This is a genomic window from Haloarcula nitratireducens, from assembly GCF_019599505.1.
Genome location: NZ_RKLT01000001.1, coordinates 521,850 through 533,036 on the forward strand (window position 1 = coordinate 521,850; position 11,187 = coordinate 533,036).

Annotated in this window: 13 protein-coding genes; 8 read left to right on the top strand and 5 right to left on the bottom strand. The window is 65.4% G+C overall.

Annotated features, from left to right (window positions below; translation table 11 throughout):
- Window positions 1-34 precede the first annotated feature (34 nt).
- Window positions 35-1,216, bottom strand: coding sequence for a PQQ-binding-like beta-propeller repeat protein (locus EGH23_RS02705; RefSeq protein WP_220578490.1), 1,182 nt, complete (start codon window positions 1,214-1,216; stop codon window positions 35-37).
- A gap of 144 nt (window positions 1,217-1,360) precedes the next feature.
- Window positions 1,361-2,767: a class II fumarate hydratase gene (locus tag EGH23_RS02710; protein ID WP_220578491.1), complete on the bottom strand. Its 1,407-nt coding sequence runs from the start codon at window positions 2,765-2,767 to the stop codon at window positions 1,361-1,363.
- A gap of 430 nt (window positions 2,768-3,197) precedes the next feature.
- Between EGH23_RS02710 and EGH23_RS02715 the strand changes: the two genes are divergently transcribed.
- From EGH23_RS02715 to EGH23_RS02730, 4 genes are read left to right on the top strand one after another with little or no spacing between them, the layout of a single operon-like run.
- Entirely contained in the window at window positions 3,198-3,515 is a 318-nt protein-coding gene (locus tag EGH23_RS02715; RefSeq protein ID WP_220578492.1) for a hypothetical protein, read from the top strand.
- 12 nt (window positions 3,516-3,527) lie between these two features.
- Complete coding sequence (locus EGH23_RS02720; RefSeq protein WP_220578493.1) at window positions 3,528-4,598, top strand: carbohydrate ABC transporter permease; 1,071 nt, start codon at window positions 3,528-3,530, stop codon at window positions 4,596-4,598.
- Window positions 4,595-5,521, top strand: coding sequence for a carbohydrate ABC transporter permease (locus EGH23_RS02725; protein ID WP_220578494.1), 927 nt, complete (start codon window positions 4,595-4,597; stop codon window positions 5,519-5,521). The genes EGH23_RS02720 and EGH23_RS02725 overlap by 4 nt, the downstream gene beginning before the upstream one ends.
- Window positions 5,522-5,533: 12 nt before the next feature.
- On the top strand, window positions 5,534-6,676 hold the full coding sequence (locus tag EGH23_RS02730) for an ABC transporter ATP-binding protein (protein ID WP_220578495.1): 1,143 nt from the start codon (window positions 5,534-5,536) through the stop codon (window positions 6,674-6,676).
- A gap of 40 nt (window positions 6,677-6,716) precedes the next feature.
- Here EGH23_RS02730 and fen read toward each other — a convergent pair whose 3' ends face one another.
- Window positions 6,717-7,697 carry a flap endonuclease-1 gene (gene fen / locus EGH23_RS02735; protein WP_220578496.1) on the bottom strand — a complete coding sequence of 327 codons (981 nt, stop codon included), beginning with the start codon at window positions 7,695-7,697 and terminating at the stop codon, window positions 6,717-6,719.
- A gap of 80 nt (window positions 7,698-7,777) precedes the next feature.
- Between fen and EGH23_RS02740 the strand changes: the two genes are divergently transcribed.
- Window positions 7,778-8,590 carry a DUF8054 domain-containing protein gene (locus tag EGH23_RS02740; RefSeq protein WP_220578497.1) on the top strand — a complete coding sequence of 271 codons (813 nt, stop codon included), beginning with the start codon at window positions 7,778-7,780 and terminating at the stop codon, window positions 8,588-8,590.
- Here EGH23_RS02740 and EGH23_RS02745 read toward each other — a convergent pair.
- The gene (locus EGH23_RS02745) at window positions 8,587-9,111 is read right to left on the bottom strand and encodes a GNAT family N-acetyltransferase (RefSeq protein WP_220578498.1); all 525 of its coding nucleotides are present in this window, start codon (window positions 9,109-9,111) and stop codon (window positions 8,587-8,589) included. The genes EGH23_RS02740 and EGH23_RS02745 overlap by 4 nt on opposite strands.
- A gap of 74 nt (window positions 9,112-9,185) precedes the next feature.
- Here EGH23_RS02745 and EGH23_RS02750 point away from each other — a divergent pair, with 74 nt between their 5' ends.
- Both EGH23_RS02750 and EGH23_RS02755 read left to right on the top strand, forming a co-directional pair.
- Complete coding sequence (locus EGH23_RS02750; protein ID WP_220578499.1) at window positions 9,186-9,788, top strand: class I SAM-dependent methyltransferase; 603 nt, start codon at window positions 9,186-9,188, stop codon at window positions 9,786-9,788.
- On the top strand, window positions 9,785-10,201 hold the full coding sequence (locus EGH23_RS02755) for a DUF3054 domain-containing protein (protein WP_220578500.1): 417 nt from the start codon (window positions 9,785-9,787) through the stop codon (window positions 10,199-10,201). Before EGH23_RS02750 ends, EGH23_RS02755 begins: the two co-directional genes overlap by 4 nt.
- Before the next feature lie 84 nt (window positions 10,202-10,285).
- On the opposite strand, the gene EGH23_RS02760 is transcribed toward EGH23_RS02755, so the two are convergent.
- Window positions 10,286-10,453 (bottom strand): DUF7331 family protein, encoded by a 168-nt coding sequence (locus EGH23_RS02760; protein ID WP_164509614.1) that lies wholly within the window; start codon window positions 10,451-10,453, stop codon window positions 10,286-10,288.
- Between the two features lie 462 nt (window positions 10,454-10,915).
- Here EGH23_RS02760 and EGH23_RS02765 point away from each other — a divergent pair, with 462 nt between their 5' ends.
- Complete coding sequence (locus EGH23_RS02765) at window positions 10,916-11,149, top strand: DUF8015 family protein (protein WP_220578501.1); 234 nt, start codon at window positions 10,916-10,918, stop codon at window positions 11,147-11,149.
- The last annotated feature ends 38 nt before the right edge of the window (window positions 11,150-11,187 follow it).

Genomic DNA, 11,187 nt, shown 5'->3' on the forward strand with positions numbered 1-11,187 from the left:
CGGCGAGGAGTCGACACGGCTCGACGGACGGATTTCACTCGGGGTCCAGTCGGACCAAGACGTTCCGCTCTCCGTCGTCGGTCTCTTCGGTCACGTGAGCGTACAGCGAGCCGTTCGCGGCGGATAGCTGGCCGACGTAGCGACCGATATTCGCCGTGAACCGAGCGGCTTCGACGCGGACGTCGCCGACGCCGACGCCGCCGCCCGGCTTGAGCGCGCGGAGACGGTCGCCGCCGACGTAGACGGTGTTACCGACGATGACCGGGGCATGGTCGCCGGTCGTTCCCAGACCGATCCGCCATCGGTGCTCCCCATCCTCGACCCCGACGGCGTGGAGTTCGCGGCCGCCGTCGGCGTACACCGTGCCGTCCGCGACGCCGATACCACCCTTTGCGAACCCGCCGATCTCGGTCGCCCACTCGCGCTGACCGCGGTGGCCCAGCGCGTACAGGTTGCCGTCGAAACAGCCGACGAAGATGCGTCGGCCCGCCATCGTCGGCGTACACTGGACCGCGTCGGGCAACTCCGTCCGCCAGTATCCGCCACCGTCGCTCTCATCGAGTGCGTACACGTCGCCGCCCTCGGTCACGGCGACGACGAACGGCGGTCTCACCGCGACCGGTCGGCGAATCTGGCCGAACAGACGGCGCCGCCACGCTACCTCGCCGGTCTCGCGGTCGAGACGGTAGACGCTCTCGCCGGCGGCGACGAACAGCCCGCTCCCCTCGTACCCGACCGTCGATCCGGCAGTGGGCGACTCGAACCGCCGAGACCACTGCTGCTCGCCCGATTCGACGTCGAACGCCCTGGCTCGTTCGCTGCCGGTGACGTACGCGGTCCCGTCGTAGACCGCCGGCGCGGCCCAGTAGCTCGCTCCCCGGTTTCCCGAGTCGGCCGACCAGCGCTCCTCGCCGCTCTCCGCGTCGAGAGCCAACATATCGCTGCCGACGGTCGCGAAGACGGTGTCGCCGACGACGACCGGCTCGGCGGTGACCAGCCCCGATTCCACGCGCCAGCGCTCGGTGACGCCGGACCGAGGCCCCGATCCCGCCGGGACGTATCGCGTGTGCTGGCGGTCGTGGCCGGTCGTCGGCCAGTCCGTGTCGTCGCCGGCGGCGTTCGCCGCGGCGTCGTATCCCGAGTCGATTTGACAACCTGCGACGATAGCCGTTGTTGCGACTCCCACTGATGCGAGGAAGCTACGTCTGGAGGGCATCGAATGCGCGTTTCGTTTAGAAGAGCATTATTTTGTGGGGTTACACGATACCGCGTCGCTTCGACGCTGCTCCGCCCCTCGTTCGCTACTCCTCGCCTACTGGACGACGACCGCGGTTCACGCACGCATCGCGGCGGTCCCCGCTTACTCGTCGCCCAGAATCCCGCGCTCGGTCATCTTCTTCGGGTCCAGCACCTCGTCGACCTCGTCTTCGTCGAGGTAGCCCTCCTCGAGGACGACCTCGCGGATGGTCTTGTCCTCGGCGAGCGCCTTCTTGGCGACCTTGCTGGCCTTGTCGTAGCCGATGGCGGGGTTGAGCGCCGTCGCGAGCGCCATGCTCTGCTCGACGCGCTCGGCGCAGTGCTCCTCGTCGGCTTCGAGTTTGGCGACGAACTTCTCGGCGAACACCTCGCTCCCGTTGGCGATGAGCCGCGCGGACTGGAGGAAGTTCGAGGCCAGGACGGGCTTGTAGAGGTTGAGGTCGATCTGTCCCTCCGCGGCCCCGGCGGAGACGGCGGCGTCGTTGCCGACGACCTGCTTGTGGAGCTGGTTGACCGCCTCGGCGACCACGGGGTTGATCTTGCCGGGCATGATCGAAGAGCCGGGCTGGTTCTCCGGCTGGTCGATCTCGCCGAGCCCGTTTCGCGGCCCCGAGGCGAGCAGCCGGAGGTCGTTGGCGATCTTGTTCAGCGACCCGGCGACGGTCCGCAGCGCGCCGTGTGCCTCCGACATCGCGTCGTGGGCGGCCTGTGCCTCGAAGTGGTTGTCGGCCTCGCGGAACTCGACGCCCGTCTCCTCGCTGATGTACTCCGCGGCCTTCGCGGGGAACTCGGGGTGGGTGTTGAGCCCCGTCCCGACGGCGGTGCCGCCGAGCGCGAGCTCCGAGAGCCGGCCCTCTACGTCCTGTGCGCGCGAGATGCCCTTCTCGACCTGGGTGCGATAGCCCGAGAACTCCTGTCCCAGCGTGATGGGCGTAGCGTCCTGCAGGTGCGTTCGGCCGGTCTTGACGACGTTCTCGAACTCGTCTTCCTTCTCCTTCAGCGCGTCGCGCAGCGACTTCAGCGCCGGGAGGACGTCCTTCTCGACCGCTTCGAGCGAGGCGACGTGCATCGCCGTCGGGACGACGTCGTTCGATGACTGCCCGAAGTTGACGTGGTCGTTGGGGTGGATCTCGCGGGTGCCGATCTCCCCGCCGTAGAGCTCGGTCGCCCGGTTCGAGATGACCTCGTTCGCGTTCATGTTCGAGGACGTCCCGGAGCCGGTCTGGAAGACGTCGACGGGGAACTGGTCGTCGTGTTCGCCCGCGATGACCTCGTCGGCCGCCTCGACGATGCAGTCGGCCTTCTCCTCGGGGATCATCTCGAGGTCGCGGTTGGCCTGCGCCGCGGCCTTCTTGACGACCCCGAGCGCGCGGATGAACCGCCGGCCGAACGTGACCTCGCTGATGGGGAAGTTCTCTATCGCGCGCTGGGTCTGTGCGCCCCAGTACGCGTCGGCCGGGACCTCCATCTCACCGAGACTGTCCTGTTCGGTCCTGAACTCGTCACTCATACGTACGACCGGTCGAACGCCCTCGCGTAAAACCCACCGGTACGTCCGGAACGTCCCGCCGTGTCGACGGACGTCACCTACTAATCGTTACGTACTCGTTCACCACATTTTACCGAACTCCACCCGAAATGGAGGTGTTCTCAGTTCGCCGTCGACCGGTTAACTCGTCTTCCAGGGAACTACGAGAGAGATCGTCGGTTCCTACGTAGAATTTTCGGGTATTTCGACCTCTAGATCGGTTTTATCGGCGATAGACCTCCATGATACTCCAAACCAAGAAGGCATCGAATAAAATCACGAATTATCACCATAGAACGCCGAGCGCGACGAATTTCGGCGTTTCAGTCGCCGGCTGATATGCATGAATATTCGGAAGCATTAAGTGTTGGGTCTCGCCACTTAGGATGAGTTCGACTCCACGGTGACAACCATGACTGACGACCCATCTTCGGAGCTACCGCGCACTCGTGCCACCTGCACGCGAGCGACGATAGCTTCGGACGCCTCCGCCGACCGCGGTGGTCGCTCCAGCGAGGAGCCAGAGCGCGGCGAGGCGACGACGGGTGCTAGTGGTACACCAGCGGTGCCGACGGCGCGACGACTCGCTCACTGGTGGGTGAGCGACGTAGCGGCCGTCCCCGCGACCGAGCGGGGACGGACGGCGTCCACGGTGTTATCACCGGGGGCGTCGGGATCCGGCGCAGACGACGCCGTCGACGTGGTGTACGACGAACTCACGTCCGCGTAGACTGACACAACCATGCGCGAGATATTCAATAGACTCCGAAAAGCCGGGGATACCCTCCGGTCGGCGACATCGCGGGAGGAATCGGACGACAGACAAGTAGCGACGGACGGTGGGACGGAGACCGTCGTCGGCGACCGACGACGGGATACGCTCCGGGATTCGTTACCCGTCCAGTGGGAACTGATCGAGTCGGCCCCGTTCTGGCTACCGCCGGTGTTGCTGGCGGGCTTTTTCGTCTACGGCGCGATCTTCTGGAACGTCCTCCTCTCGATGACGGACTTCCAGGGCCTCGGCGAGCCCAACTACGGCCAGCTCGATTTCAGCATGTACGCGACGATGCTGAGCGACGGGGCGTTCTGGCAGGCGACCCAGAACACCATCGTACTTCTGGTGGTGTTCACCATCCTCTGTCTGGCCCTCGGGATGCTGGTCGCCATACTGATCGACCAGAACATCCGCTTCGAGAACACGTTCCGGACCATCTACCTGCTCCCGATGAGCCTCTCGTTCGTCGTGACGGCGACGATGTGGGCCTGGGTGTACAACGCCAAGAACGGCGTGTTCAACCAGCTCCTTCGCCTGTTGAATCTCGAAGGACTGGTCGTTTCGCTCTTGAAACCCGAGACGGTCAACGCCACCGTCGTCCAGTGGCTCTCCTGGAACACGACGGCGCTCGCGGCCGTCATCTTCGCGCTGATCTGGCAGTTCAGCGGCTACGCGATGGTCGTGTTCCTCGCCGGACTGCGCGCGATCCCCGACGAGCACTACGAGGCCGCACGCGTCGACGGCGCGTCGACGGTGCGGATGTACCTCCGCGTCATCATCCCGCAACTGCGCGCCTCGGCCGTCTCGGCGTCCGTCGTGCTGATGGTGTTCGCGCTGAAGGCGTTCGACTTCATCTACGCGCTCCGCGGCTCACAGCCGGGCGCGAACCTGGACATCCTGGCGACGATGATGTACCGCGTCGCGTTCAGCAGCCTCCGATGGGCGTACGGCTCCGCGATCGCCATCGTGCTGTTCGTTCTCGCGCTGCTCGTCATCGGCCCGTATCTCTACAGTGAATACAAGCGAGGTCAACTATGAGTACGTCTGATCGAAATCCCATTCAGCGGCTCCGGAACATGGAACGCAGCCGTATCGGTCTCTACGTCGTCTTGCTGTTCGGCATCGTCTTCTATCTCTTCCCGATGGAGACGGCCGTGATGACGATGTTCAAGACCCAGCAGGCGTTCGCTCAGACCGTCCCGTTCGCGCCGCCGTCGGCCGACGGCTTCACGCTGTCCGCGCTCCAGACGGCGTGGAACACGCTCCGTCCGGGGCTGGTCAACTCCATGCTGATGGCGATCCCGGCGACGATCCTGTCGGCGCTGCTCGGCAGCCTGACCGCCTACGGGCTCACGACGCTCGACTGGCGCGGACAGGTCGGCGTCGTCGTGCTCATCATCGCGGGTATCTTCATCCCGTACCAGGCCGTGCTGGTGCCGCTCTCGCAGTTCTGGTACCAGATTCTCCCGGACCTGATGAACGGCTTCGTCAACACCGTCTTCGGGTTCTACACCAACGGTAACTGGGTGTACCCGAGTCGAGACGGAAACGTCCAGCTCATCCAGTTGTCGATCACCCACGCGGCGTACGGGCTGCCTATCTGTACCCTGCTGTTCCGGTCGTACTACAAGAGCATCTCCGACGAGATGATCGAGGCCGCGCGCTTAGACGGCGCGACGGCGTTCAGCATCTACAAGAACATCATCCTGCCGCTGTCGCTCCCGATGTTCGCGGTGACGCTCATCTACCAGTTCACGCAGGTGTACAACGACCTGCTGTTCGCGCTCGTGCTGGTCAACGAACCGGCGGCCAACGTCGCGACCCAGCGACTCACCGCCCTGACCGGCGGCGTCGTCCAGTCGTTCAACACCACGATGGCCGGGGCGATCGTCGCCGCGCTGCCGACGCTGCTCGTGTACGTCTTCTTCGGTGAACAGTTCGCAAAGGGTGTCGCTGAATAGGAGGTACACAGAATGGCAAATCTAACACTCGACGACGTAACGAAGATATTCCACGACGACGACGAGGGCGAGATCGTCGCCGTAGACGAGGTGTCGGTCGACATCCAGGACGGCGAGTTCCTCTGTGTGGTCGGCCCCTCCGGCTGCGGGAAGTCGACGACGCTGCGGATGATCGCCGGCCTCGAAGACATCACGTCCGGCGAGATCCGACTCGGCGACGATATCATCAACGACCAGCCGCCCGCCCAGCGAAACGTGGCGATGGTGTTCCAGTCATACGCGCTGTACCCGCACATGAGCGTCCGCCAGAACATGGCGTTCGGGCTGGAACAATCGACGAAGCTCTCGGACGACGAGATCGACGAGCGCGTGACCGACGCGACGCAACTGCTCGGTATCCACGACCTCATCGACCGAAAGCCGGGCGAACTCTCCGGCGGCCAGCAACAGCGCGTGGCGCTCGGCCGGGCCATCGTCCGCGACCCGGAGGTGTTCCTGATGGACGAGCCGCTGGCGAACTTAGACGCCAAGCTCCGCTCGGAGATGCGGACGGAACTCCAGCACCTGCAAGAGGACCTGGACGTGACGACCGTCTACGTCACCCACGACCAGACCGAGGCGATGACGATGTCCGACCGCATCGCCATCCTCAACGACGGGCGACTCCAGCAGGCCGCGACGCCGCTAGAGTGCTATCACGAGCCCAACAACCTGTTCGTCGCGGGGTTCATCGGCGAACCGTCGATGAACTTCTTCGAGGCGGACCGGCGGGGCTCGACGCTCGTCACCGACCACTTCGAGTACGAACTCTCGGAGCGGACCGTCGACGAACTGGGCGACCACACCGACGTCACGCTCGGGGTCCGTCCGGAGGACGTCGAAGTGATCGAGACGGCGTCCGGCCGTCACGACTACGACGCCGTCGTCGACGTGGTCGAACCGCGCGGGAACGAGAACACGGTCCACCTCACGTTCGACGGGAGCGAGGAGTCGCACTTCATCGCCACCGTCGAGGGGATGCGAGACGTCGAGGGCGGCGACCGGGTGACGGTTCGGTTCCCCGAGGAGGCGATTCACGTCTTCGATTCGCGCTCCGGCGAGGCGGTTCGGAACCGAAATCTCGACTCCGTCGAGAAGGTCCAGTCGGTCGTCTGACGCCGGTCGTTCTCCGCTCACGACGGGTCCCGTTTCTCGACTACGTCCAGCGGTCCAGTCCCGTCTGGACGACGGACTCTTCGAGGCGCTCGAACCCGCGAGTGACTTCTTCGGGGTCGACCTCCCACTCCTCGGTGACGAATCGACGCGCGGCCGCCACGTCCGGTTCGATATCGGTCCTGACCTCGTAGTCGTCGGTGACGGCGGGGTCGAGAAACAGGTCCCTGATGCGGTCGGCGTGGTCGATGTGGTCGCCGCGGGCTTCCAGGACGGCGTAGAGGTCGCCGTGTTCGTGCAGTTCTTTGACGGCGGTCTTGGGGCCGATACCGGCGATCCCCTCGTTGAAGTCGGTCCCCATGAGGATGGCGGCGTCGACGAGTTGCTCCCAGGTGAGGTCGTGCTCGTCGAGCGTCGCCTCGAAGTCCATCAGTTCGGGGTCGCCCTTGGAGGTCAGTTGCCGGAGCGTGTAGGGCGCGCCAAAGAGCAGGGCGTCGTAGTCCTCGCTGCCGACGTAGTCCACGTCGTTCTGTCGGGCCATGTACGATGCCTGCCCTTCGCCTTCGGCCGGCGCGTCGACGATGGGGACGTCGAGCAGTTCCAAGAGATCGCGCGTCGTCTCGACGATGGTCTCGGTGAGCCGCTGAGTGCGCGAGTCGAGCTTGGAGGCGCGGACGCTGTCGCCGCTCTCGCGGGCCGCTTCGAGTTCCTTCTCGTAGCGCTCCCGCTGCTGTCGGCGCTTCTCGACCTCGTCGTCCTTGAGGTCGGTGACCGCGCCGTCGAAGACGAACACGGGCGTCAGGCCGTGTTCGAAGAACTTCGGGAGCCCCTGGACGACGCCGATGAGGTTCGCCACCTCAGTTCCGTCGCTCGTCGTGTACTTCCGGTCGCTCGTGAACTTGACCGTCGTCGTCAGGTAGCGATAGAGCCAGTTGTGAGCGTCCACGGCGACGACGGTTCCGTCCAAATCGTCGAAGGAGACGTCTTCGATGACCGCGAGCGAGCGGAGATCTGCGTTTCCCATTGGCCATCGTTAGGGGGACAGCGGTTTGAATCTCCCGGGACGGGTAAGATTCAACAGGGAGCACGCCGAATTATCCGTCGATGAGCGTAGTCGACCGCCTCAAGCGACCGGAGTACACCGGCGAGAACCGCTGTCTCCCGTGTACTGCCGTCAACGGCGTCGTCGCCGTCGGTCTCGCGCTGCTCGCCGCCGTCCTCGGTTTCCGGGCCAGTGGTTCGACGGTTGCGACGCTCGCCGCGGCCGCCGTCCTGTTGCCCGCCGCCGCCGCCATCTACCTCCGGGGGTATCTGGTGCCGGGGACGCCGACGCTGACGAAGCGATACATGCCCGCGAGCGCGCTGGCGCTGTTCGGCAAGGGACCTGCGGCGGAGCCGTCGGGGACCGCGACGACGCCCGAGGAGGACGTCGACGTCGAACGATTGCTGCTCGACATCGGCGCGCTCGAACCGTGCGGTGACGACCTCTGTCTGACCGAGTGGTACAGCGAGGCGTGGCGCGACGCGCTCGACGAGGCCGACCCGGACCGGACGGCGCTGCTCGCGCAGCTGAACCTCGACGACACGGAGGTCGAGTTCGAGGACCACGGCGAGGCGTTCCGCGCGCGAGTCGACGAGGGGTACGTCGGGACGTGGGAGTCGCGGGCGGCCTTCGAGGCCGACGTCGCCGCCGCGCGGGTCCTCGAAGAGAACTACGACGGCTGGGAGCGACTGTCGGTTCGCCGGCGCGGCCAGGTGTTGAACGGCCTGCGACTGTTCCTCGACACCTGTCCGGCGTGCGGCGGGACGCCGACGTTCGGGACGGAGACGGTCCAGTCCTGTTGCAGCGAGTACGACGTGGCCGCGGTCGCCTGCGGGAACTGCGACGCGCGCCTCTTCGAGTCCGAGCCGGTCTAAGCCGGCGGAGAGAGGACTGCCGGCGGGTCGCGCTCGCGCTTGTCGGCTAGAAACGAGGTCTCTTCCGACGAGAGGTCGCGTTCCCGAAACACGTCCAGTCCCGCTTGGTACCGAGACTGACTTCGGTCGCCGGGCCAGGCGAGAGTGAGCTCCGCGAGACCGCTCTCCTCGCCCGTGAAACACAGCCCCGCGCGGTAGGCCGCCTGATAGGAAAAGGGGTTGTTCACGCCGATGGTCACGCGCTCGTAGCCCCGCTCTCTCGCCCGCTCGCGGACGAAGCGCAGGAGCCGAGCCCCCAGCCGCTCGCCCTGCCGGTCCTCGCGGACGGTGACGTAGCGGACACAGAGCGTCTCGGCGTCGGTCCGGTCGGCGTCGAACGCGGCGGCGGCGACCACGCCGTCGTCGCCGACGACGGCCTTGCCGGTCGAGGTCATGACGAACTTCCCGGCGTAGGCGAAGCGCCGGTGGTCGAGGCGCAGGCGATGGTCGTCCTCGGGCCACCCCAGCAGCGCGAACTCCATACGGGGCGTTCGGTGGCCAGAAAGTTGTACGCTGTGGCGAGCGAGGTTTAGGGCTCGCTCTCCAACAGATAGATATGCAGAGCGACGTCGGGCCGTTCGACCGCTTCTCGTGGGCCTACGACCGCGTGATGCCGCCGGCGCGAGCGAGCAAGTTGCGTCGAGGGTTCGGAGCGGCGGAGCGGGACGTTCGACGGGTACTCGACGTCGGCGGCGGTTCGGGACGGGCCGTCCGGGCGCTCGAAGTCCCGCGACGGATCGTCGTGGACGCCGCACCGGGTATGCTTCGACAGGCGCGGCGACACGGACTCGATACCGTCGCCGGCGACGCGGGCCGACTCCCCGTCGCGACGGCGAGCGTGGACGCGGTGTTGATCGTCGACGCGTTGCATCACATGGGCGCAGTCGATGCCGTACTGGCAGAGGCCCGCCGCGTCCTGCGTCCGGGCGGCGTCCTCGTCGTCAGGGAGTTCGATCCGGGGACGCTCCGAGGACGGGCGTTGGTAACTGCAGAACACCTCGTGGGCTTCGAGTCTACCTTCCTCCGGCCGGACGAACTGACGACGCGAATGGCGACGGCGGGGTTCGCCCCGCGCGTGGTCGAGCGGGGTTTCGGCTACACGGTGGCTGGCGTCACGAACGGGACAGGGAAGTACGGGGAGTCCGAACGCGACGTATGAGCGTCTCGACGGCTGGATGGCAGCGCATCGAACCGTCATCGCGAACGGCGGTACTGGCGGCCGGTGACCTCGCGGCGATCCTCCTCTTCGTCGCGGCCGGCGAGTACCAACACGGCTACAACCCGCTCGTCGACGTGGGGCGCGTCGCCGGCACGTTCGCGCCGTTCCTCGTCGGCTGGGCGCTGATGGCCGGGGCGGCGGGACTCTACGCGACCGACGCGACGGCGAAGCTCGGACGAACGCTCGGCGTCACCGCCGTCAGCTGGATCCTGGCCGTCGTCGTCGCGATGGGACTGCGGGCGACCGCGGTATTTCACGGGGGCGCGGCGCTGACCTTCGCCGTCGTCTCCGTGCTGATCGGCGGGACGCTGCTCTGTCTCTGGCGAGCGATCGCGACGCTCGTGCTCTCGTGACTTCAAAAATGAAAACAGGTAGGAGATCTGTCCCGTCAGTCTGCCGTCGTCACGTCCGTTACCAAAACGAGTAACGCCCCACGGTCAACGGAGCTCGTCTACGTGTAGCGACACTGTCGACTGAATCCACGCCTGGTGGTTCTCCCGGTCGTAGATGACGAACTCTTCGTCACCGATGTTCAGCTCGGCGTAGCGGCGTGCCGATTCGTCCATCGCGGCGTCGTTCGTGTCGTCCGTGGCGTTCGTACTCATTGGTTTCGAGGGAGGTCAGCGGGGTCGCCTCTCGTCCCCCTATCGAGGAGTATCCCGGCGCATATAATAAGCGCTCGGACCCAATTATCACCCGAGAAAACAGACGGAGATCGAGCGGTAGTCTCGCGCATTCGGTTCTCAGAAGTTGAAACGGACCGCGAAGTCGCAGTTTCGCTCAGCTGTCGTGACGTTGGACGGTCCACTCGCGGACGGACCCGACGGGACTGACGAAGTTCGGTTACGTTTGCTCGGCTCTGTAACACTGCCGGATCGCCCCTGCCACTCCTCGAAGAATAGTCGGTATCGGGCCGCTACGGTGATATTCGCGAGCAGTACCTTCTCATAAGTTATAGAAATCATCCCCAATACTGTCGTACGGAATATCGAATGCCTATATGAAATACTATCCAGTGATTACGGGAAACACTTATGTACCCATAGCGCAAAGTATAGATCACACTTATGACGGGTTACTACGACATTGTCCTCGGTCTCATCCCGCTCGCGATGGCTGGAATCACCGGTGTGCTCTCGATCGCCGGGTTCGCGCTGACGACCGCCATTCCGATGGCCTCTGTCGTCGCGGTCGGCCTCATCGGCCACGCGATGTTCGTCCGCGCACCCGTGGACCCGGTCCCGGAGCCGGCCGCGCAGGCGGACGCGATGCAGTCCGACTCGATCCAGAGCGCCGACTGACCCCGTCGCCCGTCAGTACCGACTTCTGCTGGTTTCGC